This is a genomic window from Kosakonia sp. H7A (assembly GCF_003028445.1).
GTDB classification, from domain to species: Bacteria; Pseudomonadota; Gammaproteobacteria; order Enterobacterales; family Enterobacteriaceae; genus Kosakonia; species Kosakonia radicincitans.
This window is the reverse complement of sequence record NZ_PYTZ01000001.1, coordinates 743,899-769,109: the sequence shown is the minus strand read 5'-3', so window position 1 is coordinate 769,109 and position 25,211 is coordinate 743,899. Positions and strand designations below refer to the sequence as shown.

Here is a 25,211-nt window from a genome sequence, read left to right as displayed (position 1 = left end):
TCCCATTACGGGACTATGGGAAGCGCTAAGTCCCAAAATGGGATAATTCTTCACTAAGGTTGAATATAGCCCGGAACGCGTAATCCGGGCGTTTTTGTTAACTCATCAAACTGACCTGGGCGGCAACGATGCGCCAGCCGTAGGGGAAGCGCACCCAGCTCTGCTGCTGGCGACCAATGCGATCGCTGCCTTCACGGGTGAATTCGGTGCTGCACACGGCGTAATCCTCGCCGAAAGTGGTAATTACCGTATGGCGCAACTCGCGCTGCAATCCGGCGGCCGGACGCGCGGCGCGAAAGGCGCGGATCTCCTCAATGCCATAGAGATTCTCGCCTGCGCCAAGACGCACGGTGCTGGCATCGTGCCAGAACAGCTCATCAAGCACCGCAATATCGTTGCTGACCAGCGCGTCTTCATAGCGGTAAAACGCGGCTGTGACCTCCGCCAGTACCCACGGGCGGTTAATGTCGTCCTGATGCATCATAGTGTTATCTCCGCAGGGCGGGCATCGGTGATGCCCTGTTCTTCCAGCACACGCGCGGCGCGCAGGCAGGCTTGTTCGTTAAACGGCGCAGCAATCAGTTGCAGGCCAATCGGCTTGCCGGACGCGGTGCGCAGCGGAACGGTCACAACCGGCAGGCCTAAAAACGAAATCGGCTGCGTCAGCATACCCATGCTGGCGCGAATTGGCAGCGGCTGGCCGTTTATCTCCATCGTCTGTTCGCCGATTAGCGTGGCACTGCGCGGTGTGGCCGGGGCGATCAGCACATCCGCATGGGCAAACAGCGCGCGGCTTTCCTGCTGCGCGTGGCGGCGAAAACGCTGCGCCTGTAAATACCACGCCGCCGGGATCATCGCGCCCGCCAGCAGACGTTCGCGCGAGTGTGGTTCAAAACGCTGTGGTTCGCGGCGCAGCGCGGGCAGATACTGATTACCGCCTTCCGAGGCGCTGATAATGAACGCCGCCGAACGCGAGAGTTCCGCTTCAGGAAAGAACACGTCTTCGCGCGCATCGAGAGCGTGCGCTACACGGTTGAGTGCGGCTCTGGCATCGTCGTCGCACCAGGTAGTGAAATAACCGCCCAGCACCGCACAACGTAACCCTTCCATCCCGCGTGACAGCAGCGGTTGTGTCGCTTCACTGGCGGTTTGTGCCTGAAAGGCATCCTGCGGATCGCGCCCCTGTAAGGCGTCATAAACCGCGGCCAGATCGCTCACCCGGCGGGCGAATGGCCCAATATGGTCGAGGCTGGCGACAAACGGGTGCGTTCCGGCACGCGACAGACGACCAAATGTCGGTTTAAGCCCGAAGATGCCGCACAGCGAGGCGGGGACGCGGATGGAGCCGTTGGTATCACTGCCGAGCGAAAAATGCACCAGCCCTGCGGCGACCGCCGCCGCTGAACCGCCGGAAGAACCGCCGGCAATGCGTGCTAAATCGTGCGGGTTGCGAGTCGCGCCGTAGTGGCTGTTTTCGGTGGTAAAACCGTAGGCGTAAGCATCCATATTGACCATGCCCGACAGCAGCCCGCCAGCCTGCTGTAACTGACGCACGGCCCGGCTATCTTCAGTGGCAGCGGGGCGCTGGCTGAATAACTCCGCGCCCGCGAGCGTGGTGTGCCCGGCGACATCAAACAGGTTTTTTACCGCGTAAGGAATGCCTGCCAGTGGCGGTAGCGGCTGGCCATTCTGCCGCAGGGTATCGATGCGCTGCGCTTCGTCGAGCATGCGTGCTGCGGTTACCGTCGTCCAGGCGTTGATCTGTGGGTTGATTTGCTCAATCGCTGTCAGCGTCTGGCGGGCAATGTCGCACGCGCTCAAATCCCCTGCGGCCAGTGATTGCCGGATGTCGGCAATGCTCATCTCATGCAGCTTCATGCTTTGTACACTCCGGCAATTTCCAGACGATCGTCCAGCGGCAGCGCCATTAGCGGTTCAGCCATCGCGGCAATGCGGCGAAACTGTAGCAGCAGCTCGGCGCGCCGCTCATCCGTCAGTTCCACGCCATGAATGCGGATCATGGCGTCCAGATAGACGTCCCATTCGGGTTGTGAATTGTTCATGGTTCTCTCCTCAAAAACCGGCGGCGGAGCCGTTACTGCGGGGATCGAATGCCCCTTCAAACAGGCCGTCAGGATGGCGGACAATCGCGCCTGCGTGGCCCATCGCTTCGGTGAAATCCGCCAGCACGTCAACGTCATGGCCTGACGCGCGCAGGCGGGCGATGGTCTCGGGCAAGAAGCGACCTTCCAGTTTCAGTGAATCCGAGGTTTGCCCCCAGGTGCGCCCCAGCAGCCAGCGCGGGCGGCTGATTGACTCTTGCAGCGGTACGCCTTGCATCACGTAACGGGTAAAAATCGCCGCCTGAGTTTGCGGCTGCCCGTCGCCACCCATCGAGCCGTAGACCATCACGCGGCCATCATGTAGCCGTGCTGCCGCCGGGTTTAGGGTATGAAACGGTTGTTTGCCCGGAGCAAGCGCCAGCAGGTGATCGGGGTTGAGGCTGAACGACGCGCCACGGTTTTGCCAGACGATGCCCGTATCAGGCAGTACCACGCCGCTGCCAAACTCATGATAAATGCTCTGAATAAATGACACGGCGAGGCCGCTGTTATCCATAACGCCCATCCAGACGGTATCACCCGGCCCTTTGCCTGCGCCCCAGGGCGCGGCCTGCTTTTCATCCACACGGTTAGCCAGCGCCTGAAGTTCGCTTGCGGCCAGCAGGCTTTGTATGTCGGTTTTCAGGTGGCGCGGATCGGTGATGTGGGCATCACGCAGGCCGAAGGCCAGTTTGGTGGCCTCTACAATGCGGTGAACGGTGGCGGCATCATCCGCGTTTTCCATCGCCAGACGGTCGGTAATACCGAGGATCGCCAGTGAAACCAGCCCTTGCGTCGGCGGCGCAAGGTTCCATACATCACCCTGCGAATGCTGCAAGTGCAGCGGCGTGGTGCGGCGCGCGTGATGCTGCTGGAGATCTTCCAGCGTCACCGGCAGGCCATATTGCGCCATGCCGCGCGCCAGCCTCCCGGCCAGCGGGCCGCGATAAAAACTCTCCAGCCCCTCTTCAGCAAGGTGTTGCAGCGTGGCGGCGAGCGCTGGTTGACGGAAACGGCTGCCCGCTTTTGGCGGCTGGCCGTTGTGCAGATAGGTGTCGGCAAAGCCAGGCAGATCGCGCAGCTCGGCCAGTTTATCCGCAGTGGCTGTGGCCTGGGAAAGTGTCACCGGCGTGCCGTGTTGGGCGTAATCTATCGCATCCGCCAGCAGACGCGGCAGCGGCAACGCTTTGCCGGTTATTTCGAGCGAGACCTTCAACGCTTCATCCCAGCCGCTGACGGTGCCCGCAACAGTGAGCGCGGCGCGCGGGCCGCGATGCGGAATCGTCGCCAGATCGCTGTAGGCCGCCAGCGTCGCCAGCGAACCGGCAGCGCCGCTGGCGTCGATGGCAATCGGTTCGCCTTCCGGCGGCACAATCAGCCAGAAACCGTCGCCGCCGAGGCTGTTCATATGGGGATAAACCACCGCAATCGTCGCCGCAGCGGCAACCATCGCCTCGATGGCGCTGCCGCCTTCGCGCAGGACAGACAGCGCACTTTGGCTGGCCAGATGATGGGGGGCGACCGCCATCCCGTGGGTGGAGACATTACTTTGCATTCGCTGTCCTCGTAAGCCGAAAAGTAGCCTGAAGTTGCAAAAGCCGTTCCATTTCTGAATAAAAAGTTTCACAGAGAGGGTAAGTGTCATTTTTTTGCCGGGCTGGCATGCATTGTGAAAGGGGAAATCGGTATAGTGCGATGAAACGAAAGTTACAGAGGTCTTATGGAACAGCTTGATGAACGTCTGAAAGGGCAATATGCCTCGTTATCGCCCCAGGAGCAGCGGGTGGCCGATTTTATCTTCGATCACTTTGATGACCTCATAAGCTATAACAGTGCTGAGCTGGCGCAGCTCAGCGGGGTGTCGAAGGCTACCGTCAGCCGCCTGTTCAAGCGTCTGGGGTATGAGAAATACAAAGACATGCGCGATGAATTGCGTACGCTGCGACAAAGCGGGATGCCGCTGACGGATAACCGCGATGCGGTGCAGGGCAATACGCTGCTGGCGCGCCACTATAAGCAGGAGATGGCGAACCTGACGCAGTGGGTTAATGCGCTGGATGCACAGCAGTTTGCCGGCGCGCTGGAGGCGATAGTGAAGGCGCAACGCATCATTATTATTGGTATGCGTAACTCCTGGCCGGTGGCGCTGCACCTGCGCCAGCAGTTATTGCAGGCGCGCGGACAAGTGCAGGTACTGCCGCAGCCGGGGCAGAGCCTGGGTGAGGAACTGGTGGATTTAACGCCGGACGATCTGGTGGTGATGGTCGCGTTTCGCCGTCGCCCACGCATTATCCGCCCGCTGATGCAGCAGCTACAGAACGCGAACATTCCGCTGCTGCTGCTGTGCGAGCCGCAGGCGCACAACCTTTTCCCGCTGGCGAGCTGGCACCTATGCGCACCGTTGGACAGCGTTTCAGCCTATGACAGCTATTCATCGGTCAATAGTTTGATCAACTTGCTGGCGAATGCGTTTTTGCATGAAATTCTCGATAAGGGACGCCCGCGTATTCATGACATTGCCACGCTGTATCAGAAGCTGGATGAACTGGAACAGCGATAATGGGGCACCAGTGTGGTGATTTTGCATTATTTTGGTGCATTTGATTACCGCAAAACGTTCCGGCTTCAGGCGTCTTTTCTTTGTTTTCTCTGCGATAAATGCCGATTTCACCATCGGCATTTTTATTGTGCATCGCTGGCACATTAGTTGCAGATATACATTTAAGGAATCTTTTGTTTCATGTTAACGTAACGGGTAATCACCATGAGAAAACTTTTGATCGCACTGGCCGGGGCCGCTTGTCTGTTCACCTATGCTGCGGCTGCGCAGGCTGACCAATTACAGGATATTGAAAAGCGCGGCGTGATCCGCATTGCTGTCCCGCAGGATTTCCCGCCGTTTGGCTCGGTAGGCACCGATCTGCAACCGCAGGGCTATGACATCGATATGGCACGTTATCTCGCCAAACAGATGAAACTCAAGCTGCAACTGGTGCCGGTCACCAGCGCTAACCGCGTGCCTTATTTGCAAACCGATAAAGTGGATTTGGTGATCTCCAGCCTCGGTAAGAATGCCGAGCGCGAAAAGGTGATTGATTTCAGCCGCGCCTATGCGCCGTTCTTCCTCGGCGTGTTCGGGCCGAAAGGGGCGGAACTGAAAGATGCTGCGGCGCTGAGCGGCAAAAGCATCGGGGTAACGCGCGGCGCGGTTGAGGACATGGTATTGACCAGCGTCGCACCGAAAGATGCCGATGTGAAACGTTATGAAGATAACAACACCACGCTCTCGGCATATCTCTCCGGGCAGGTGCAGTATGTCGCGACCGGTAACCTTGTCGTGGCGGCAATTGCCCGACAGAACGCGGATAAAGCTCCGGTGCCGAGCTTTATGCTGAAAGATTCTCCGTGCTTTATCGGCCTGAAAAAGGACGAACCGGCGCTGAAAGAGAAGGTGAATGCGCTGATTGAGCAAGGGATTAAGGACGGTACGCTGAACAGCCTCTCTGAGCAGTGGCTGAAAGCGCCGCTGCCGGCAAACCTTGGCGCATAAGGCGTGTGAATGACGGAACAACTTCATTTTTCTGCACTCTGGCCGCACTGGCCGGAGTTGCTTGCGGGGATGTGGGTCACCGTGCAGTTGACGATCATGGCGACGGTGGGTGGCCTGGCGATTGGCATTTTCGGTGCGGCTATTCGTAGCGGTCGACCGACATGGTTCAGCCGGATCTGGGGCGGTTATGTAGAGCTGATCCGTAACACGCCGTTTGTGGTGCAGCTCTTTTTTATCGTTTTTGGTCTGCCGAATATCGGTTTCAAGATGACGGCAGGCGAAGCGGCGCTGTTGGCAATGATCGTCAACCTGGGCGCTTATAGCACGGAGATCGTGCGTGCCGGGATCCAGGTGACGCCAAAAGGGCAATGGGAAGCCGGGCGCGTGCTGGGGTTAAGCCGAAGCCAGACGTTTATCCGCGTGGTGCTTCCCCCTGCGTTGCAGCGCATTTATCCGGCGCTGGTCAGCCAGTGCATTATTGTCATGCTGGGATCGTCCGTGGTGTCGCAGGTCTCTTATGAAGAGCTGACCTTCGCCGCCAACCTGATTCAGTCGCGGACATTCCTCAGCTTTGAGGTCTATCTGGTGACCACCGGCATTTATCTGCTGCTCTCGATTGCCATGCGTCAGTTGATGATGGCGGCGGGACGGAAATGGTTGGGGGTACAGGCATGATGACCACATTTACCGACTGGGACATTATCCGCAACCTGTTGCTGGCCGGGCGCTGGACGGTGTTGTTGTCGCTGGTGGCGTTTATGGGCGGTGCGCTGGTAACGCTGCCGTTGTTGCTGCTGCGACTCACTGGTGGACGTCAGGTGAAACGCCTGATCCGCGCCTATATCGAACTGTTTCAGGGCACGCCGCTGTTGATGCAGTTGTTCCTCGCCTTTTTCGGTGTGGCGCTCTTCGGCATCGATGTGTCGCCCTGGACGGCTGCTTCGCTGGCGCTGACGTTCTATACCAGCGCATTTTTACTCGATATCGGCTATGGCAGCATTCGCGCACTGCCGAAAGGGCAGTGGGAAGCCTCGCGCTGCCTGGGGTTGAGCTTTGGTCAGACATTATTCCGCGTGGTGGCGCCGCAGGCATTGCGCATCGCCATTGCGCCAACGGTCGGTTTTGCCGTGCAGGTGATAAAAGGCACCGCGCTTTCGTCAATCATCGGTTTTGTTGAATTGACCAAGGCCGGCACGATGCTGACCAACGTCACTTATCAGCCGTTTAAAGTCTTTGCGCTGGTGGCGCTGGGCTACTTCATTTTGTGCTATCCGCTGTCCCGCTACAGCCGTTACCTGGAGAATAAATTCAATGCCTCTCATCACCATTAATCAGGTACAGAAGTACTACGGCGACAACCACGTGCTGAAGGGTGTCGATCTGGACATCGATATGGGCGAGGTGATCTCGATTATCGGCCGTAGCGGATCGGGTAAAAGCACGCTGCTGCGCTGCATTAACGGCCTCGAAGGCTACCAGGAAGGGAGCATTAAGCTGGGCGGTGTGACCATTACCGATCGTGATTCACAGGCGCGGGAGATCAGCCGCTCCATCGGAATGGTATTCCAGAGCTTTAATCTGTTTCCTCATATGACCGCGCTGGAGAACGTCATGCTGGCGCCGCGCCGGGTGCTGAAAAAAAGCGCCGCCGAGTGCCGCGAACTGGCGCAACGGATGCTGGAGAAAGTGGGGCTTGGCGACCGCCTCGATTACTACCCGGCGAATCTCTCCGGTGGCCAGCAGCAACGCGTGGCGATCGCCCGTGCGCTGGCAATGTCGCCGAAAGTTTTACTTTGTGACGAGATAACCTCCGCGCTCGATCCCGAACTGGTGGGCGAAGTACTGAAAGTGCTGGAGCAACTGGCCGCAGAAGGGATGACGCTGATCCTCGTCACCCATGAAATGAATTTTGCCCGCGAAGTGGGCGACCGCGTGGTGTTTATGCATCAGGGCCGGGTGTGGGAGCAGGGCGACAGCAAAACGCTGTTTGCCAGCCCGCAGACTACCGAGCTGAAGCAGTTTATTTCTTCCGTGCGCGGTCTTAATTAACGTAAGGAATTTCAGATGGATATCGCTCAATTTCCGCAAATCAATCCGCCGCAACGTCTGCTGATGGGGCCGGGGCCAATCAATGCTGACCCGCGCGTGCTGCGCGCCATGTCGAGCCAACTGATCGGCCAGTACGATCCGGCGATGACCCACTATATGAATGAAGTGATGGCGCTTTATCGCGGCGTGTTTCGCACGGAAAACCGCTGGACGATGCTGATTGACGGCACGTCGCGCGCCGGGATTGAGGCGATCCTCATTTCCGCAATCCGGCCGGGCGATAAAGTGCTGGTACCGGTGTTTGGCCGCTTTGGTCATCTGCTGTGTGAAATCGCCCGTCGCTGTCGCGCCGAAGTGCATACGATTGAAGTACCGTGGGGCGAGGTTTTCACGCCGGATCAGATTGAAGATGCCATTAAGCGCGTGCGTCCGCGCCTGCTGTTAACGGTGCAGGGCGATACGTCAACCACCATGCTGCAACCGCTGGCGGAACTGGGCGCTATTTGTCGTCGCTACGATGTGCTGTTTTACACCGATGCCACCGCTTCACTCGGCGGTAACGCGCTGGAAACCGATGCCTGGCAACTGGATGCCGTCTCTGCGGGGATGCAGAAGTGCTTAGGTGGGCCGTCCGGTACGTCGCCCATTACCCTGAGCAGCCGTATGGAAGAGGTGATCCGGCGGCGTAAATGTGTTGAAGAGGGCATTCGCACCGATGCGCATCTCGACGGTGTGGATGAGATGGTTTACTCCAACTATTTCGATCTCGGCATGGTAATGGATTACTGGGGGCCGGAGCGACTGAATCACCACACTGAAGCGACTACCGCGCTATTCGGCGCGCGTGAATGCGCACGCCTGATCCTGCAAGAGGGGCTCGATAATGGCATTGCGCGCCATAAGCTGCATGGCGATGCGTTGCTGAAAGGGATTCAGGCAATGGGGCTGGAGGCCTATGGCGATTTGCAACACAAAATGAACAACGTGCTGGGCGTCGTCATTCCGCAGGGCGTGAACGGTGACCAGGTGCGCAAATTGATGCTGGAGGATTTCGGCATTGAAATCGGGACTTCTTTCGGCCCGCTGCACGGCAAAGTGTGGCGTATTGGCACCATGGGCTATAACGCGCGTAAAGCCTGTGTGATGAATACCCTGAGCGCACTGGAGTCGGTGCTGAATTATCTGAAATTCGCCACCACGCAAGGGGCGGCGATGCAGGCCGCGTGGGATCACTATCTCAGCGAGGACGTGTGATGATTCAACCGACACGCCTGGAGGCGGCAGCACGTGTGATGTCCCGCGCTGATGAACTGGCAGCAATCAGTGAAACACCGGATGCGCTGACCCGTGTTTATCTTTCCACACAGCATTTACAGGCCAACCAGCGGGTTGCGGAGTGGATGCGCCAGGCGGGAATGCTCGTCTGGCAGGACTGCGTGGGCAATATTTGTGGTCGTTATGAGGCGGCACAGGAAGGCGCTCCTGCAGTGTTGCTTGGTTCGCATCTTGATACTGTGCGTAACGCCGGGCGTTATGACGGGATGCTCGGAGTACTGACGGCCATCGAAGTAGTACAGAGCCTGCATCAGCAGGGATTACGTCTGGCGCAGGCGATCGAGATTGTCGGTTTTTGTGATGAAGAGGGAACGCGTTTTGGTATCACTTTGCTGGGAAGCCGCGGGTTGACCGGAAGCTGGCCAGCGAACTGGCTTACGCAAACTGATGCCGGGGGTATCAGCGTGGCGCAGGCGATGGTGGATGCCGGGCTGGATCCGCAGCGGATCCCGCAGGCGGCGCGCGATGCGGCGGCCTTCAGCAGCTATCTCGAATTGCATATTGAACAGGGGCCGTGCCTGGAACAGGCTGGGCTGGCGCTGGGCGTGGTCGAGGCGATCAATGGCGCGCGCAGGCTAAATTGCCGCTTTACCGGCGAAGCCGGACATGCTGGCACGGTGCCGATGAGTCACCGGAAAGATGCGTTGGCCGCGGCGGCCGAATGGATGGTCGCCGTTGAGAGCACCACGCAACAACAGGGCGGTAATCTGGTGGCTACCGTAGGGAATATGCGGGTTCTGCCTGGCGCGGTGAATGTCATCCCCGGCGAGGTGTCGCTATCGCTTGATATCCGTGGCCCGCAGGATGCGCCACTTGATGCGTTACTCAATGAATTGTTGGCGATGGCGCAGGTCATCGCGGCGCGCCGCCATCTGCAATTCAGCGCCGAGGAGTTTTACCGTATTGCCGCCACGCCCTGTGATCAAAAGCTGCAAACGTTGCTTGCCGATGCGGTGCAGGTTGTGCAGGGTGAGACGCTGTCGTTACCGAGCGGCGCAGGGCATGATGCCATCGCCATGGCGGAACGCTGGCCGGTTGGTATGCTGTTTGTGCGCTGCAAAGGCGGGATTAGCCACCATCCGGCGGAATCGGTACAGATGGAAGATGTTGCGCTGGCCATCGAGGCGTTTGGGCGAGCGGTAAGAGCGCTGGCGGAAGCGGCATAATAGGTGTTAATGGAGTGCCCGGCAGGGAGACGATACGTCTCCCTGTGCTATCGCCTCAGCGAGCGCATAAAAACAGCGGACGTTTGCCAATGACAAACAAAAAACCATTTTTGCCCTGTGGGCGAATGGAATAGTTTATCTCTTTATTGGGGTAGACATAAAAATCTGGCAGCACGGTTGCGATAACTTCATCAGTGGCAGTTTCGATACTGTCCACTTTATTCACCATGGTTGACGTAAAATGATAGGAGTGACGGTTTTCAGTCCATGTATAAGATACATCTCGCCTGATCGTTTCTGTCGGTTTGTTGTCCTCCATATAACCACCGCTTACGGATATAACACCGCGTTTAGCCTCTCTGTTGTACATAAAGTCGAGAGTGAAATTAGCCTGTATGTTTTTGTTATAAACAATCACTGAGGCTGAGCATGTTTCCGTATAGCCAGATGATGCGGCGAACAGATAATAAAGATAACCTGCGACTGCGCCAGCGATTAAAAATATAAAGCTGAATAGAATTGTTTTCTTGCTATTCACTCTGTACTCCTCTGAAATAGAGTGAAATACAACCCGGTGAAGCGGAGTTTTTAAAGTCTCTCTTACAGGCTAATGCAGTAAGTGTTGGTGATGTTGCTGATACTGGAAAATAGATCCAGGGATAAATCTTACAGTTCAGTCCGGTATTCTTAATCAAATTTTTATATCTCTGATAATAATCTCTGCTATCATGCGTATCATCTTTAATATAAATCTGACAGCCATTGTCATTTTCAACAAAGTTATAGTTATCAAAGAAAACAGGTGTCTTACCGAATGGTAAAGAGTACGCAATTATCAGCAAACCCGTGGCAAAAGCGGCTAATATAATCACTGCGGATAAACGCCAGCCAGCGAATCGCGCGGGTTTGCTTGCAGTTCCCGGCGTTGACAGCGGATTCTGTTCATACTCATTGATATGCGGGTTTAGCGTTGACCATGTCGACTGGTTCGCGGCGTTCCCGTGGGTAATAACAGGATCTTCATATTTTGCGTCTGCGGGAATATCGACGCTGGTAATGTCGGTTTCAGATGTAACCGCTGCGTTAGATTTGTCCTGCCTTTTGATTTTCACACTGTCGTCAATTTGAAAACCTTTTCTGGGAATGGTTGCAATCAATCGGCTATCCGTTTCGCCAACTGCCCGCAACCCGCGACGCACGATCGAGATATTTTGATATAACGTATTTGTTGGAACCAGCATGCCTTCTTCTTCCCACACTTTTTTGAAGAAATCTTGCTGGAGAACAATTTCAGGTGAAGCCTCAAGCAGAAGCAACAAACAACGGCTGGCGGGGGCTGTCAGTGTGACGTTTATTTCAGGATTGCTCACCGAAATAAGCTTTTTCAGTTCCGGTCTGAATTCAATGTTATCGTTAATAATCCAGTGCATATACGCTACAACACAGCCATTGGATGTGTCCCTTTAATGACAGGTTTATCTGTGTGAATCTCATTTAAATATTTGACCATACCCTTGACTTGTTTTCCATGATTTTTATATGTAATTCAGCTGCCGATTTGTAATTAATTGAAGCTCTGAATGGTTTATAGTTAATGAAACTATTTTTTCAGAGGGTTACACAATTTATTAGTGGCTCGTCGCGCTCGATTTATTGTCTTTTTGTATATCTTAAATGCCTTATTAAGAATTAATTAAGGGTGGACGCAGAATTTAAGAGAGGCATTAATTGCACATGCTTATTATCTTTATAAATTTATCATTGTAGGTGATAAATATTTGCGCAGAAGTTCTAAGCACTGGCTGATGAATGATATCACCAGGACGCATATACCAGGCTTTGCCATCCTCTTCTGTTGAATCGCAGCGGGGTTTAGTTATTAGCTTAAACCAGGTATTTCCACTGTTTTTGAATACCCCTTGTTGGCGCTCAAACTCCCATTTGAAATGGGTATCACGCGGCCGGACAACAAGAATAGTGTCCATTACGATAACGGGCATCATGCCGACAGTACTTTGAGATGAATGATGCGTGGTACGATTCTGTGGCGGTATCTCCGCAAAAGAGACGCGATAGTAACGCTCTTTATCATCAGTCGGGCCATGATAAAAGAATTTGAAAAAATGATTTTCCCCAGGTTGAAGTAGTATCTGTCGCGGTGTGAACAACAATTCTCCATCAGTTGCGCGTGAGGAGACTTCCTGCTCTCCGGGTCTGTCAATAGATCGGATATTCACGCGGTAAAGGCGCGCTCCCTTACTATTGTTCATCACATATTTGGCAACCATGCTTTTTTCTGCTGGCATGGAAAACGTCATGTCGCCAACCGAAATAGCCAGGCAACCTGCTGGTGCCAGTAGCGTCAGCAGAACGAAAAGAGAGTGAATGAATTTACCTTGCATTTTGCCACATCGCCATTACGGTAACTTTCCCCGAAGCGCTGACATCTCCATACCAGCTAGCATTATTGAGGGTTTTCAATGATTGTGGATCGTTCATAGGAATGGAAAAGCGGACGGTTGATTTTCTTGTTACACCGGTTTCGCCGTTTGCCAGCGCCAGGGGGGTCGATGCCCATAATGCACTGGTCATGTCACGCCACTGCCCGTCGCAGCCCACATCGACCACTTCGCGCTTTCCGCTGGCGGTGGCAAAACTCACGATACCAGGGAAGGGCACCTGCGTTTTGCCATCTTTTGAACTGAATATACACCAGGGGCGACCATTTATAGTTTGTGTCGGGCCACTGACACTGACTGAGACCATATCCGCAGCCGTTTTTCCATTTGTGGTAACAAGATAATCAAAATCGAGATCGGGATTACCTGTGCCAACGGTTCCGGACCTGCTGGGATTAACCATGAAATCTGCCGGGATAATACTGATGCTAAAATTCGTCGGTTTAAAGATAAGTTGTGCGGAGGTTGAAAACTCATACCAGCCCGATTCCGGTGCGGTGAGGTTTCTTAAACGGAAAGTCACTAAATCACGTAAGTTGCCACCGTTAACGCCTTGATTAATCATCTCCTTAAAAAAATTGTTTGAGAAAAAGACATAAATTGAGTTATGTCCTTTCATCGCATTAAACGTGTAGTAATGCGTTATGCCTGATACTGTTTGCCAGCTTGCGCCATCAAGGCTGAATTGCATATCCGCTGCTCTGATGGCTGATTCCAGCCCGGCATGGGATATTGCCGGGAAAAAACGCACATCGGTGTCGCTAATACCGTTATGATTTAACGTGTAAGTCACAACCTTGCAGGCAATGCCTGAAACACTCCCGATCACCTGCATCCGGCAATCTGCATTGCCTTCACCTATTGTTGGCGTTCCGTCGGTATTAAAGAAGATCTCTGATATCGAATTGGTACTGAAGAATTTGAAATGTGCAGCTTTGGTATGGGACACAGTACGCTCATACCAGGTACCGCTGGGCATATCGCGACAGCGCTGGCCCATTCTGGGATCATAGGAGTCCTCGGTCCGGCATGTATTTATGGTTATTGAGAATGTCTGGCCGACGGGAAAATTGTTCAAATAATGATAAAACTGATCTGACATCATTCCGTGCGCCCATTTTGTACCGCCTGACGTTACGTCCACGCCATAGAAACCCTGACTATCCGTATACGTCGCCGGAAGTAGAGAGGTTGCCATATCGCAGCCGCTGTACCAGTTGATACAACGCATACCGACAAGCAGGTTGGAGGCGGGGGCATTCGTCAGCCACATATCGAATTGATATTCATCACCGATTATTGTGTTATAGCCATTATCAATATAACCGAGGCTGGTTTGATACATGGAACCCGAACCGTTATATTTCAGACCCGTCCAACGGTTTGAACCAGTCATTCGCGGATCCCGCACGCCAGCTGGTGTAACAAAATAGTTATCATCGGTATCGTTTTCGACGAAAATAAAATTACGTGTTGGGGCATCGGCGTAACTTATTTTTGTCACCGCCGCGTTAGCGGGAGAGGCGATAGCATAAAAAATAATCAAAAATAAAAGGCGTGAAAGATTAACTTTCATTGTGTTCTCCTGTCGGCATCAGGCTGGCAAAGCTTTTCAGACCCTGGCATGTAATATCGCCGACCCATACCGCGCCGCGCGCCTGGCTAAGATCCAGTGCCGCCTCGCAGCTTTCATTATTGCCGTAATTAAAATCAATAACCGGGAATTTTTTATCAATATCCATGACAAATTCACCATTGTTATCAGTCCGTGCACGACCAATATGGTTATTTATGCGCGCATTGGCCAGCAGTGTGCCGTCTTCGGCACGAATTCTGCCAAATACGGTAACCATTTGTTTAATTTCTGGTTTAATGACCACGACATTGCCCGGGTATAGTGTCAGATGACTTTTTTTGCCGCGGGAAATGTCGTAGCTATCTAATGAGTTTTTACTGTTAATAATTTCAATGTCATATTTATTATAAGGTTCTAATGGCAGGTAATTATATTTCCCGGTCATTGGAAAAGCACGGCCATTAATCTGTGCGGTCAATTTTCCGTCATTCCCAACATCGGTGTGGAAAATAACGCCTGCATTACCCTCATTGTTACCGCTGGCACCAATATCCTCGGCCTGCCAGCCGAAACTGCCTATCGAGGTCATATTCGAATTAAGATAACCATCAGCACTACTATTAAGGTTGAGTGTTCCGGAGGAGTAGCGTGTTTCATAGCGTGTCCATGCTCCACCACTTAACGTTTTATTATTACCGATGTCGCCGGAAATGGCGCGTGAAACATCTGCTCCAGCAGTACGAATAATGCCCTCGTCGAACTGTTTTTGCGCCGAAATATTCGCCGTAGTATACCCACTCTGATGCGTCATACCGGTCTGGATCCAGTTGCCTAACGGCAGTGAAAAATCGAGCGCGATAAATTTTTGCGTATTGTTGGCGCCGGAGTGACTTCCGTAAGAATAGTGTTGTATCCCGCCTCGCAGCCCAAGTGAACCAAAACGGCCGCTATACAGTGACTGGCTGTAATCAACAGTGTAATTATGCGTGTTGTACTGATTATTACTGTTGTAGCTTGCCGACAGTGTACCTAACTTTGACCACAGCGTATTCATATTCAGGGATAAACCTACTGCGGTATTGTCCGTACTGTTACGACGCAGGGTACGGCCAATCACCGTTTTTTCCCGGCTTAACCACACATTACTAAATCCACCAGGAAGCGTTGCATTTATATTACTAATAAAGCTCCATGATCCATCGGTAGCAAACATGTTTTGCATACCCAACTGGAGCACGTCCGCAACTGGCCAGGAAAAATTGCCTTCAGCCACTGCGACGTTATTATAGTGATATCCCGACGCCATCCAGTTTATTGTGTGAAGACCACCGGACGCAGAAACCCCCGTCAGTATTGTATTTTTCGCCTGCTGAATGTTTCCGTTTTCATGAACCCAGTCGTCCATATACATGCTGCCACCCCAGATCTGCCAGCTTAAGGGCATATCGGCCGTACGGATTCCGGTGAGCAATTTATTCACATTTTGAATGTTGCTGCTCGTAACTTTGCCATTGACGATAACATCGACCTTTACGTCATAAATACCGTACGGCAGATCGCGAGTATCCACTTCATGGCTACCCATATTGAAGTTCTGTACGCTTAGTAACTTGTTATTTCGGTAAACATGAACCTCACCTGCAGCAGGCAGAAAAGCAATGAGCGGCGTGATGGAATACGAATGATCAAATTTGATTGAATTTGCCTGGTTTCCCCATGACATGCCGTAAATTTTACCGGATGAGATCGCTGTGACCGGCCCGAGAGATTGTAAATTCCATACATCCAGCATTCCCCCGGCAAATCGATAACCAGAGAAATCACGTTCGTACATGGCCTTATAAATTTCGGTTTGTTGATTAGCAGAGCCCAGGCCGTAAATAGAGCTATCTACTAATAAATGGTGCTCACGTAATGCTGTAGCACTCGCTAAAGAGAGATAGCTTGAGGTATTGTTATCACCACCGCGCATTTGGTTGTGATAAACACCGAGATCATAATTCAGCGTACCACTGATGTTTTCAGCACTGGATGCGCCAATATTTTGACTACTGTCATGCAGTAACGTACCCAGTGCTTCTTTATTAACGACAAGTTGCAGTACTAATTGCTGGAAATTTAAACGTAATGATGCATCATTTGTCAGCGGAATAGCCAGGTTGCTATTAAAACTGGTATTAATTAACGAAGTTAATTTTTCACGTGTTTGCTCATTTATAGAAGCATTGCCATCCTGTTCTTCAAGCTGGACTTGCCGTATTTTGAGCGAGTTTTCATCAAGCCAAATTGCGGCAAGCCCAATACGCTGATCGTCTGTTTTTTCCTCTGTATTATTCAAATGAATATACAGAGGTATACTCATCCCATCACGTAATGCGTTATTGAAGGCGTCAGGAATCATCACCCCATTGATTTGTTGATACAACGATGGTTTTGCAACAGCGTCGTTTACATCAGTAAACAGAACCACAGTACACGTGATGATAGTTTGTAAAATCTTCTTATCCACAATAACGGCTCGTTAGTGAAAATACTATTTGACCGGAATGAAATTGTCCGCTTGCCAGAAAGCGAGTCGCGCTTTCTTATTCTCGATATCCACCAGAGAGAAACTTCGCGTTTTGCCGGGCATTAAGTAATAATTTTCTTTGCACTCTTTTTTCTCAGATGTTTTTTTACAAGGGCCATAAGCAATGAGGCGTAACGTGGCATTGCCAGTGTTTTTCATTACACCCTTTGAATATTGGTAGTCGTATTTTATTTTTCGCGGGGCGACGACAAGTATTGTACTAATACGAGCGGATGCGGTTGCAACAGCATAACGAGTTGCGTTATTTTTTGATGCATTACTGAGCGCCTGGTCAAACCAAATAATGCGATAATATCTTTCTTTGTCGTCCTGCGGGCCATTATAGTAAAAACGAATCGTTTCATTACTTTCAGCCGGAAGCAGCAGGCTTCCTGGTGAGAGTAACAATTCATCCTTACTTTCCATGGGTATTGTTTTACCGTCACTCTGTGGCGAATTAATTCTTTCGATGCGAATATTCACCAGCCGTCCGGTGGTGGTTGGGTTTTTTATCGTTTTATTAATAATAGTCGCATCGCTGTACATAAATGAAGATATGTCACCAACATCGAGCGCATATACTGGTGCCGCGCCACTTACAAATAATAGAGTCGCCAGAATCGTATTTTTCATAGATATATCGCCAAAGAGTTGAACAGGGGCGTTATTACGCCCCTGCTGGAAAAGAATTAGCTCCAGGTAGCGTCGAACTGAACGCTGATATCGCCGCTCCAGATACCTTCTGGCAATTGGCTCATATCAGTAGCGGCAGTCGTACCATCCGTCGTACCGTTGGCGATAGAGAAGGTGAATGCGTCTTGCGCGGTTACACGACCTGTCTTGCTGAAGTCGGTGGCAAGAATGCTCAGGCCACCATTTTTATTACTGGTGGTATCCACCATAATAGTGTCCGCGTTTTGTTTAACTTCTTCGCCCATGTAATGCACGGCAACATTCAGCGTGGAGCCGGAGCCATCAAGCTGAGTCAGCGTATTGCTGATCAGACGAGAGGACAGTTTGAATGCGGTAGCGGTTGAATCGCCTTCGATAGCGACATCAAAGAGACCTTTTTGCGTGTTAAAGCCTTTGACGCCATCAGCGTACTGAAAGGTCAGGCTGCCGAGTGGAGTGACAACCAGCGAGCTGGTTGTATCTTTTTTCGCCGTAGCGGACCAGGTAGCGATAGATTGACCCATCTGGGCGGCCTGCACGGAGCCAGCTGCAAAGGAAGCCAGTAAAGCAAGTGCAATTACATTGCGTTTCATAAAACACCTCAGTTATTTATATATCAATTTGTTATTTAATCGCTATGTATCAATGGTTATACCCATCAATATTGCATGTGCGAGTTCTGTATTAACGAAGAATCCAAGTGATGCATGTATAATAATTATTGTTCGACATTCAGAATTAATGATGCTTTAAACCTGAAAAGAGAAAGTTTTTTGTGCGCCACTCGATTTCGTGAAGTCATTATTGTCTTATAAAATTTCATTAGAAAAGGAAAAGTTTTTAGGATGTGATTAAATAATAAATGTTGGCTGGTTGTTAATTTTGGAAAGTATCATTTTTTGTTGTTTTTCAATGAAAAAGTGATTTTATTAACATATTTTTATCACAGCTAAACCTTATATAAAATTGTTGTTTGTGTTTTATGATGGTAGAGAAGATAAGACCAGTGAGTAATTTGTCTGCGGCTGGTGTAAATATGTCATATGCAGCTATATATTTTATAAATAGTAGGGTGGCTATAGTGATTTTTTTTGAGTTAAACAATGGTGTTGGGAGTTAGAGGTAATGAGAATGTTTCATGGTTTTTATATTTCATTGCGTAATAAATTATATGGAGAGGGTGAAAATTATCATGTCCGGATTCAATTATTGAAAGTGATAACTTTCTTTAACGTATGGGAAGGGTGAATAACAGGTAAAGAGTATGCGGGGTGTTTAGAGTGAATAAGATCTTAAGCTGGCACAGATGCTGTCAGGAACGATATCTTACTGATTAACTAATATGTTTATTTGAAGTGGTATGTGCCAACATAATTACATTGAAGGAATGTTTAAGACTAGTTCACTTGTCTTTATTTTGTCGGGGAGAATAATAAATATATTCGGACATGCTTTCGGTTTATCACGCGTCCGGTTCTTTATGAACGAAATAAAAGATAAAACTATTTATTGCTGATATAGCTCCACGCTCAAAGCTGCACTTTGAAGTATGTATAATGGTCAATGCAGTAGTGCTAAAAAAGAATCGCTTCTTTTATAGAGATTGGACGCACTGTCCACGCCTGGTGTAGTAACTTCATCTTTGCCAGACGTCATTTGATTGATAAAAAATAAAAGCCAGCTTATTGCCGGTTAGGAGTAAATGACTGGTGTAATACATGTGCTGATAGTGATTTTATGCACATATATTTTTGATAATTCAGTATTAAACTTCACTGGATAAATAATGGAACTAAAAAATAAACGTGGACAAGCAATATGGCCACCGAAGGGTATGCATTAATTACGGCTCAAACCGTAAATAATAGCGGTAACAAAACATCGTTCGGCGGTAGTAAAGGTCTTGTGCTGGAGCTGACAAAGTCATCAGCACAGGTATTCTGGTGGGGTTGTAAGTAATATCAACTCATATCGCCAGTGGAATCTGGCGATGTGAGTATCTGAAGTCTGTTTCTTAAACATTAATCTTTCGTAGTCACTCTAAGGATGGAGCAAGTTATGTACAAATATAGCGATCTGAAAAATAAAACAGTATTAGTTTCCGGGGCAAATGGCGATATCGGCCGCGCAATCTGCCAGCAATATCTGGAGCAGCATGCCGTAGTCTATGCACTGCATGAATCCTGTGCCGATCAATTGCACGAACTGAAAACAGAACATCCCGAGGGGCAGAACTTGCATATTGTTCACTGCAACCTGGCGGATCCTGAGGCGGTGGCGGCACTTGGTTCCCGTTTGACCAGTGAGACCGGGAAAGTGGATGTGCTGGTGAACAATGCTGACGTGGTTAACGATAATCTTTTTGCATCCATGCGCTTCGATGACTTCAGCTCCGTAATCGACGGCAATATGCTTAATACCTTCAGATTGACGAAAGAAATACTGAGGCTGCTCAGAAGTGCTGAAAATGCATCGGTCATTAATGTAGCGTCAATTGCCGCAATTGTTCCCGCGATAGGACAAAGTAACTACAGTGCTTCCAATGGCGCGCTGCTGGCCTTCACGCGTACGCTAGCGGCAGAACTTGCGCCGCAGGGAATTCGGGTAAATGCTGTTGCGCCAGGTATGATTGAGTCAACGAATACGAAAGAGATCTCTGGTGCCCTGGTCCGCGAGATGGCGGATGCAATTCCCTTACAGCGCATTGGACGCAGCTCAGAAGTCGCCAATACTATCGTTTACTTAAGCTCATCGGCTGCCAGCTATATTGTTGGTCAAACGATTATCATCGACGGCGGTATGGTGATGCGTTAATTAACCTCGCGACGGAGGCGAATAAGTTTCAAAAAAAACGATAATAACGCTCGTCATGAGTGGATTTATATTCAGTATCTTTCGTTCCTGTTACAGGAATGTGAGGAGTATTGCCGGAAACCGTTTTTTAAATCTGTGTACATATAAATACGCATCTGCACTATTTTGCTTCAAATGTAAATAACAAGGATAAAATGCCCCCGGCATTCTGTTTTTAGCCGCGCCTGATAATGTCATCCTGACAGGGAAAATCAGATAGGCGAAAAAACTATGTTCGGTGAGCATTTTATCCTCAGTTATTGAGATCATATTGTGGTCATCAAAAAAGCTCATTCATACCTCTGTTCGAAAACTCTTCTCAATATAGTTCGTAAATACCCGTCTGGCCCTGTTTTCGTACTTCCTTCAGCATGGCAACCTTAATTTAGCGATGAATTCTGCCGCGTCCTGTAATATTTCCGGAGCATGGTGTCCTGTTATCGGAATAAAAACGTTACCTGACATACTGATATTAACTAACAGGCATTTTCCTGAACGCAGGTAATCACAACCCATTACCTTTAGTAAGAGCGCCTCATGATAGTTGTATGGTTTATGATGGAAAGGCAGTTGTAGCCGTATAGGCTGCGCCTGGCGGGCATATTACGGTAGCGATGGCTTCAGATTTGATGCGTGGTCAGAAGGTGGTACAGAGAGGTGCGTACAGATAAATATCCGTCTGTAGTTAAGAGGAACTACAGACGGAGTGATTTTTCAGGTGATTACATCATTGCCATGCTGGTGGCTGAGGGAGCGAAGAAGGCGCTGGATTCTGCAAGCAGACTCTCTCTTATCAGCAGTAAATCGCTAATTTTTTTGCCCCCCAGTTTTTTACAGGCTTTATTCCGATAGGCATAGACCTTTTTGGGCGGCATATTAAGTGTGTCGGCGATAAGATCAATATTCTTACCTTTGAGCGATTCATTGATAATCATATATTCAATATCGCTCAGGTGATTGTCTTTTGGTGTCGGATTTTTTTGTTTTTTGATAATCCGCTGTAGTGCCTGACTAAATTCAGTAAGAGAAACTCTTGATTTCAAGACTTCATCAGCTTCATCAATGACAATATTACGTGCGCTGCGCATAATCACTAAGAGCTTGCAGGTTTTGTTGAGTGTCGATATAGCCCACGCACAAGAGTTACTTTTTATATCAAGGTGAAGGATGACAATGTCATCGAAAGATAAATTATTAATCAATGAAGCATTCAGTTTATGTTCGATTATCTCGATGTTTAGCGTGCTGGCAAAAGACATGATGCCATGCTGAAGATAAGCATCTTCACTGACGGAGTATATTTTCATATTTTTGAATACCGTAAAAATTGTCGGGGAAATTAAATTTATATCCTGCAATTCTAATTATTATTTTTTATTTCGGATAATTAAATAATCTTAAATCAACCTTAACTCGTTTCTGCGGTAAATAAGAATCTGCACAATGATGCACATCGGCAGACAGACTATACTTCCATTGACGTGTTACTGGCGTCGATACTGACAGGTGATAAATGGTTTTTTTGGTTTCTTAACTGTCTGCAGTTGGTTTTTTATGCCTTAATTAATTGCATTTGTAGTTTTTAAGTCTTAATCAAGAAGATGAAAGGGGTCATAAACGCGTCCAAAGTTTTCTTGCGATTATTATGTGCTGATAACGACGACAACTGCGTGCTGACGGTAACGGGCAAGAACAACATCTACTACCGTAAGGATTTGAATGATGGAGACTTACCTTAAGAATATGAAGGCTGAGTGGGTCAATTTGCTCGAGAGAACAGATGAACACATTCGTCTTATCGCCGCTGACGTTGGGAAGAATCATGCACGACTGCTGAGCCAGGAATTCTATACTGTGGTACTAACCGATTCGCAAGCGGCTGAATTTTTGTCTAATGAGCAAGTAGAAAGACAGCTTAAAGCTGCGCTTGCCCGCTGGATCGCAGAAGTGCTTGCATGCCAGATAGATGACGTAGAACGGTTGATCGAAGTACAACAAACGATTGCTGCGGTTCATGCGCGCATTGGCATTTCCGTGGAGCTGGTAGAGATGGGATTTCGGGTGCTTAAAAAGCTCCTTTACCCGGTAATTAATTCCGCAGATTATGCACCGGCAGAAAAACTGCAAGTCTACCATTTCACAATAAACAGTATCGATCTGGCGATGGAAGTTATGTCCCGCGCCTTTTCATTCACTGAACATAATGCGTCAAAAGAGGATGAAAACTACCGTATCTTCTCTTTGCTGGAGAATGCTGAAGAGGAGAAAGAGCGACAAATCGCCTCGTTATTGGCATGGGAAATCGATCTTGTCTATCGAATTGTCCTTGATGCCGATTTAGGTAACAGTCTGTCCCTGAGCCAGGCTGATTTTGGTTTATGGTTTAACCATAAAGGGCGCCATTATTTCAGTGGTATCGCCGAGGCTGGCCATATTTCCCGGTTAATTCAGGATATTGACGAAGTCTTCCGTAATACCCGCGAGACGACCAAAGCCTTAAGTAATCGCAGCTTGCGTACCAAATTCCTTATTCAGCTTAGAAAAAATGTATCGCAAATCAGCACGTTGCTGCGTGAACTTTTTGAAGAAGTCTCCCGTCATGAAGTGGGTATGGATGTACTGACACGCCTGCTCAATCGTCGTTTCTTACCGACTATTTTTAAACGTGAAATCGCCCAGGCAAAACGAGCCTCCACTTCCTTGTCGGTGCTGGTTATTGATGTTGATAAATTTAAGCAAATTAACGATACCTGGGGACACCACACCGGGGACGAAATTTTGCGCAAAGTGTCAGCGGCCTTTTATGACAACGTGCGCAGCAATGATTATGTATTCCGCTATGGCGGGGACGAATTCGTGATCGTCTTAACCGAGGCTTCCGAATTTGATACGACACGAATTGCTGAACGCATCCGTTCACGCGTCGAAAAAACCGTGATCAAATCACCCGACGGCCAGACGATTCCGCTTTCGCTCTCCATCGGTGCGGCAATGTTTAGCGGTCATCCGGACTATGAACGGTTAATTCAGGCGGCGGATGAAGCGCTCTATATTGCCAAGAAACGTGGGCGCAACCGCGTTGAGTTGTGGAAACCCGCCCCGTGACTTATATCGGTGGAAACAGTGAAAATGCCGCTTTCATCTCTTTTGCCTCTTCGCCGGGGCTACGACCAAACAGACGGCGGAATTCACGATTAAACTGTGAGGGGCTTTCATAACCGACGCGGAATGCTGCGCCTGCGGCGGTGAGATTATCCCGGATCATCATCAGCCGTGCCTGGTTAAGCCGAACCGATTTAATGTATTGCAGCGGTGAAGTCCCGGTCACGGCTTTAAAGTGTTTATGAAAGGCTGGCACACTTAAACCGATGTCGTTTGCAAGCCGGCTGACATGCAGCGGTTGCGGAAACTCTGTGTGGATGCGCTGCAGGACGCGGGAGATGGCGGCGAATTGTCCCTGGCTGGCCAGCGCGGCCCGGATCGCACCGCCTCGCGCGCCCATCAAAACCCGGTAATACAATTCGCGAACGATCTGTGGGCCAAGGATTTTGGCCTCCTGCGGCGATGCCAGCGCGCGCAGCAGCCGAAGCGTGGTATCCGTTAAGTCGGGTTCCAGCGGCGTGGAAATTATCCCTTCCGGCGCGGCGGTTGCAGATACGGCTGAATGCTCCAGCTCACTCATTAACTCCAGCAAAACCGTCATCTCCAGCCGTACGGCAATAGCCAGCAGCGGCTCTTCTGCGCTGGCCTCCGTTTCGGTAGAGAAGGGCAGCGGCACCGAAAGCACCAGATAATGCTGCTTGTCGTAATGGTAGACCCGGTCGGCGAGATAACCGCGTTTATATCCCTGACAGACAATCACTATGCATGGCTCATAGACTACCGGCGTACGTCCCAACGGGCGATCGGAGCGCATGAAGCGTACCGTTTCGAGCCGCGAGCAGGTGTAACCTTCGTTGGGCGCCAGGCTGCTCAGCAGCGACACCATTTCAGCGCTCATTGCTTCTCTCCCCATCACAATTAAGCAACCATTCTGCCGTTTTGCGTTCTTTATGTGAACAGGATGAAGAGGAACAGGCAATCATCAGATAAGAATGGACCTGTTTTGCCTCCTGCTCGCCGCCTACTCTGTTGCTGGTGACACAACACAGGAGATCACCTTATGACGAAGCGCAAAATTGTCCTGCTGACTGGTGCCAGTAGCGGTATTGGCGAAGCCACCGTGCGGCAGTTGGTGCAGGAAGGGCATCATTTGATTATCGGTGCACGGCGGCTGGCAAAGTTACAGCGTCTGCAGGAGGAACTGGGCAATATCGATGCATTGCAAGTGGATGTGACACAGGCTGGCGACCTGCAACGGATGGCGGATTTTGCACTGTCGAACTACGGACGCATCGATGTGCTGATCAATAACGCCGGTGTTATGCCGCTCTCGCCGCTGGCGGCGCGGAAACTGGATGAGTGGCGACAAACCCTTGATGTCAATGTGCACGGCGTCCTCAATGGTATTGCTGCGGTGCTGCCGGTTATGGAACAGCAGGGCAGCGGGCAGATCATTAATGTGGCGTCAATTGGCGCGCATACTGTTTTCCCCTCGTCAGCGGTCTACTGCGCCAGTAAATTCGCCGTTCGCGCCATCTCCGACGGATTGCGTCAGGAGACGGAAACGATCCGCGTCACCGTCATCAGCCCCGGTGTGGTGGAATCGGAACTGGCCGATCACATCACGGATGACGGCGCAAAAACGGCGATGCAGGAATTTCGTCGCATTGCGCTGCCCGCCGACGCAATAGCCAAAGCCATTGCATGGGCTATTGCACAGCCTGATGGCGTCGATGTCAGCGAAATGATTGTTCGCCCAACACAAAGCCCATATTAAG

Annotated in this window: 23 protein-coding genes; 10 read left to right on the top strand and 13 right to left on the bottom strand. The window is 50.4% G+C overall.

The annotated features are described in order from the left end of the window. Positions 1 to 97 precede the first annotated feature (97 nt). From hpxZ to hpxW, 4 genes are read right to left on the bottom strand one after another with little or no spacing between them, the layout of a single operon-like run. On the bottom strand, positions 98 to 484 hold the full coding sequence (gene hpxZ / locus CWM66_RS03610; RefSeq protein WP_035886240.1) for an oxalurate catabolism protein HpxZ: 387 nt from the start codon (positions 482 to 484) through the stop codon (positions 98 to 100). Then, entirely contained in the window at positions 481 to 1,878 is a 1,398-nt protein-coding gene (locus CWM66_RS03605) for an AtzE family amidohydrolase (protein WP_107146246.1), read from the bottom strand. The genes hpxZ and CWM66_RS03605 overlap by 4 nt, the downstream gene beginning before the upstream one ends. Next, positions 1,875 to 2,063, bottom strand: coding sequence for an oxalurate catabolism protein HpxX (gene hpxX, locus CWM66_RS03600; protein ID WP_007374292.1), 189 nt, complete (start codon positions 2,061 to 2,063; stop codon positions 1,875 to 1,877). The genes CWM66_RS03605 and hpxX overlap by 4 nt, the downstream gene beginning before the upstream one ends. Positions 2,064 to 2,073: 10 nt before the next feature. Then, positions 2,074 to 3,657: an oxamate amidohydrolase gene (hpxW, locus tag CWM66_RS03595; protein ID WP_107146245.1), complete on the bottom strand. Its 1,584-nt coding sequence runs from the start codon at positions 3,655 to 3,657 to the stop codon at positions 2,074 to 2,076. A gap of 165 nt (positions 3,658 to 3,822) precedes the next feature. Between hpxW and hpxU the strand changes: the two genes are divergently transcribed. From hpxU to hpxK, 7 genes are all read left to right on the top strand, one after another. Next, complete coding sequence (gene hpxU, locus CWM66_RS03590) at positions 3,823 to 4,662, top strand: MurR/RpiR family transcriptional regulator HpxU (RefSeq protein WP_071920605.1); 840 nt, start codon at positions 3,823 to 3,825, stop codon at positions 4,660 to 4,662. A 204-nt stretch (positions 4,663 to 4,866) separates the two neighbouring features. Further along, positions 4,867 to 5,652: a transporter substrate-binding domain-containing protein gene (locus tag CWM66_RS03585; RefSeq protein ID WP_007374295.1), complete on the top strand. Its 786-nt coding sequence runs from the start codon at positions 4,867 to 4,869 to the stop codon at positions 5,650 to 5,652. Positions 5,653 to 5,661: 9 nt separating this feature from the next. Continuing rightward, a complete protein-coding gene (locus CWM66_RS03580) occupies positions 5,662 to 6,327 on the top strand; it encodes an amino acid ABC transporter permease (protein WP_007374296.1) in 666 nt (221 codons plus the stop codon). Continuing rightward, on the top strand, positions 6,327 to 6,983 hold the full coding sequence (locus tag CWM66_RS03575) for an amino acid ABC transporter permease (RefSeq protein ID WP_007374297.1): 657 nt from the start codon (positions 6,327 to 6,329) through the stop codon (positions 6,981 to 6,983). The genes CWM66_RS03580 and CWM66_RS03575 overlap by 1 nt, the downstream gene beginning before the upstream one ends. Further along, positions 6,964 to 7,701: an amino acid ABC transporter ATP-binding protein gene (locus CWM66_RS03570; protein WP_035886236.1), complete on the top strand. Its 738-nt coding sequence runs from the start codon at positions 6,964 to 6,966 to the stop codon at positions 7,699 to 7,701. Before CWM66_RS03575 ends, CWM66_RS03570 begins: the two co-directional genes overlap by 20 nt. Before the next feature lie 15 nt (positions 7,702 to 7,716). Beyond that, a complete protein-coding gene (locus CWM66_RS03565) occupies positions 7,717 to 8,955 on the top strand; it encodes an alanine--glyoxylate aminotransferase family protein (protein WP_007374299.1) in 1,239 nt (412 codons plus the stop codon). Continuing rightward, positions 8,955 to 10,202 carry an allantoate amidohydrolase gene (gene hpxK / locus CWM66_RS03560; protein ID WP_107146244.1) on the top strand — a complete coding sequence of 416 codons (1,248 nt, stop codon included), beginning with the start codon at positions 8,955 to 8,957 and terminating at the stop codon, positions 10,200 to 10,202. Before CWM66_RS03565 ends, hpxK begins: the two co-directional genes overlap by 1 nt. A 55-nt stretch (positions 10,203 to 10,257) precedes the next feature. Here the strand turns inward: hpxK and CWM66_RS03555 are convergent, their stop codons facing one another. From CWM66_RS03555 to CWM66_RS03525, 7 genes are all read right to left on the bottom strand, one after another. Then, entirely contained in the window at positions 10,258 to 10,740 is a 483-nt protein-coding gene (locus CWM66_RS03555; RefSeq protein WP_051643979.1) for a hypothetical protein, read from the bottom strand. After that, complete coding sequence (locus CWM66_RS03550; protein ID WP_107146243.1) at positions 10,733 to 11,632, bottom strand: transcriptional regulator; 900 nt, start codon at positions 11,630 to 11,632, stop codon at positions 10,733 to 10,735. The genes CWM66_RS03555 and CWM66_RS03550 overlap by 8 nt, the downstream gene beginning before the upstream one ends. 294 nt (positions 11,633 to 11,926) lie before the next feature. Further along, the gene (locus CWM66_RS03545; RefSeq protein WP_107146242.1) at positions 11,927 to 12,604 is read right to left on the bottom strand and encodes a fimbria/pilus periplasmic chaperone; all 678 of its coding nucleotides are present in this window, start codon (positions 12,602 to 12,604) and stop codon (positions 11,927 to 11,929) included. After that, positions 12,594 to 14,237 carry a hypothetical protein gene (locus CWM66_RS03540; RefSeq protein WP_107146241.1) on the bottom strand — a complete coding sequence of 548 codons (1,644 nt, stop codon included), beginning with the start codon at positions 14,235 to 14,237 and terminating at the stop codon, positions 12,594 to 12,596. The genes CWM66_RS03545 and CWM66_RS03540 overlap by 11 nt, the downstream gene beginning before the upstream one ends. After that, on the bottom strand, positions 14,227 to 16,734 hold the full coding sequence (locus CWM66_RS03535; protein ID WP_369878866.1) for a CS1-pili formation C-terminal domain-containing protein: 2,508 nt from the start codon (positions 16,732 to 16,734) through the stop codon (positions 14,227 to 14,229). The genes CWM66_RS03540 and CWM66_RS03535 overlap by 11 nt, the downstream gene beginning before the upstream one ends. A 36-nt stretch (positions 16,735 to 16,770) precedes the next feature. Continuing rightward, a complete protein-coding gene (locus CWM66_RS03530; protein WP_035886230.1) occupies positions 16,771 to 17,439 on the bottom strand; it encodes a hypothetical protein in 669 nt (222 codons plus the stop codon). A 56-nt stretch (positions 17,440 to 17,495) separates the two neighbouring features. Continuing rightward, positions 17,496 to 18,071, bottom strand: a complete 576-nt coding sequence (locus CWM66_RS03525) for a common pilus major fimbrillin subunit EcpA (protein WP_007374308.1) — start codon at positions 18,069 to 18,071, stop codon at positions 17,496 to 17,498. A 1,465-nt stretch (positions 18,072 to 19,536) separates the two neighbouring features. Between CWM66_RS03525 and CWM66_RS03520 the strand changes: the two genes are divergently transcribed. After that, positions 19,537 to 20,292 carry an SDR family NAD(P)-dependent oxidoreductase gene (locus tag CWM66_RS03520; RefSeq protein WP_035886229.1) on the top strand — a complete coding sequence of 252 codons (756 nt, stop codon included), beginning with the start codon at positions 19,537 to 19,539 and terminating at the stop codon, positions 20,290 to 20,292. Positions 20,293 to 21,053: 761 nt separating this feature from the next. Here the strand turns inward: CWM66_RS03520 and CWM66_RS03510 are convergent. After that, the gene (locus CWM66_RS03510; RefSeq protein ID WP_072441438.1) at positions 21,054 to 21,638 is read right to left on the bottom strand and encodes a hypothetical protein; all 585 of its coding nucleotides are present in this window, start codon (positions 21,636 to 21,638) and stop codon (positions 21,054 to 21,056) included. 415 nt (positions 21,639 to 22,053) lie between these two features. Between CWM66_RS03510 and CWM66_RS03505 the strand changes: the two genes are divergently transcribed. Next, positions 22,054 to 23,436, top strand: a complete 1,383-nt coding sequence (locus tag CWM66_RS03505; protein ID WP_007374314.1) for a diguanylate cyclase — start codon at positions 22,054 to 22,056, stop codon at positions 23,434 to 23,436. A 1-nt stretch (position 23,437) separates the two neighbouring features. Here CWM66_RS03505 and CWM66_RS03500 read toward each other — a convergent pair whose 3' ends face one another. Further along, positions 23,438 to 24,331 (bottom strand): AraC family transcriptional regulator, encoded by an 894-nt coding sequence (locus CWM66_RS03500; RefSeq protein ID WP_233218354.1) that lies wholly within the window; start codon positions 24,329 to 24,331, stop codon positions 23,438 to 23,440. Positions 24,332 to 24,493: 162 nt separating this feature from the next. Between CWM66_RS03500 and CWM66_RS03495 the strand changes: the two genes are divergently transcribed. Continuing rightward, on the top strand, positions 24,494 to 25,210 hold the full coding sequence (locus CWM66_RS03495) for an SDR family oxidoreductase (RefSeq protein WP_007374316.1): 717 nt from the start codon (positions 24,494 to 24,496) through the stop codon (positions 25,208 to 25,210). Position 25,211 lies beyond the last annotated feature (1 nt).

What these genes read in the sequence shown, in the direction of transcription:
- hpxZ (WP_035886240.1), bottom strand. Translation starts at nt 484, where the DNA reads ATGATGCATCAGGACGACATTAACCGCCCGTGGGTACTGGCGGAGGTC.
- CWM66_RS03605 (WP_107146246.1), bottom strand. Translation starts at nt 1,878, where the DNA reads ATGAAGCTGCATGAGATGAGCATTGCCGACATCCGGCAATCACTGGCC.
- hpxX (WP_007374292.1), bottom strand. Translation starts at nt 2,063, where the DNA reads ATGAACAATTCACAACCCGAATGGGACGTCTATCTGGACGCCATGATC.
- hpxW (WP_107146245.1), bottom strand. Translation starts at nt 3,657, where the DNA reads ATGCAAAGTAATGTCTCCACCCACGGGATGGCGGTCGCCCCCCATCAT.
- hpxU (WP_071920605.1), top strand. Translation starts at nt 3,823, where the DNA reads ATGGAACAGCTTGATGAACGTCTGAAAGGGCAATATGCCTCGTTATCG.
- CWM66_RS03585 (WP_007374295.1), top strand. Translation starts at nt 4,867, where the DNA reads ATGAGAAAACTTTTGATCGCACTGGCCGGGGCCGCTTGTCTGTTCACC.
- CWM66_RS03580 (WP_007374296.1), top strand. Translation starts at nt 5,662, where the DNA reads ATGACGGAACAACTTCATTTTTCTGCACTCTGGCCGCACTGGCCGGAG.
- CWM66_RS03575 (WP_007374297.1), top strand. Translation starts at nt 6,327, where the DNA reads ATGACCACATTTACCGACTGGGACATTATCCGCAACCTGTTGCTGGCC.
- CWM66_RS03570 (WP_035886236.1), top strand. Translation starts at nt 6,964, where the DNA reads ATGCCTCTCATCACCATTAATCAGGTACAGAAGTACTACGGCGACAAC.
- CWM66_RS03565 (WP_007374299.1), top strand. Translation starts at nt 7,717, where the DNA reads ATGGATATCGCTCAATTTCCGCAAATCAATCCGCCGCAACGTCTGCTG.
- hpxK (WP_107146244.1), top strand. Translation starts at nt 8,955, where the DNA reads ATGATTCAACCGACACGCCTGGAGGCGGCAGCACGTGTGATGTCCCGC.
- CWM66_RS03550 (WP_107146243.1), bottom strand. Translation starts at nt 11,632, where the DNA reads ATGCACTGGATTATTAACGATAACATTGAATTCAGACCGGAACTGAAA.
- CWM66_RS03545 (WP_107146242.1), bottom strand. Translation starts at nt 12,604, where the DNA reads ATGCAAGGTAAATTCATTCACTCTCTTTTCGTTCTGCTGACGCTACTG.
- CWM66_RS03540 (WP_107146241.1), bottom strand. Translation starts at nt 14,237, where the DNA reads ATGAAAGTTAATCTTTCACGCCTTTTATTTTTGATTATTTTTTATGCT.
- CWM66_RS03530 (WP_035886230.1), bottom strand. Translation starts at nt 17,439, where the DNA reads ATGAAAAATACGATTCTGGCGACTCTATTATTTGTAAGTGGCGCGGCA.
- CWM66_RS03525 (WP_007374308.1), bottom strand. Translation starts at nt 18,071, where the DNA reads ATGAAACGCAATGTAATTGCACTTGCTTTACTGGCTTCCTTTGCAGCT.
- CWM66_RS03520 (WP_035886229.1), top strand. Translation starts at nt 19,537, where the DNA reads ATGTACAAATATAGCGATCTGAAAAATAAAACAGTATTAGTTTCCGGG.
- CWM66_RS03510 (WP_072441438.1), bottom strand. Translation starts at nt 21,638, where the DNA reads ATGAAAATATACTCCGTCAGTGAAGATGCTTATCTTCAGCATGGCATC.
- CWM66_RS03505 (WP_007374314.1), top strand. Translation starts at nt 22,054, where the DNA reads ATGGAGACTTACCTTAAGAATATGAAGGCTGAGTGGGTCAATTTGCTC.
- CWM66_RS03500 (WP_233218354.1), bottom strand. Translation starts at nt 24,331, where the DNA reads ATGAGCGCTGAAATGGTGTCGCTGCTGAGCAGCCTGGCGCCCAACGAA.
- CWM66_RS03495 (WP_007374316.1), top strand. Translation starts at nt 24,494, where the DNA reads ATGACGAAGCGCAAAATTGTCCTGCTGACTGGTGCCAGTAGCGGTATT.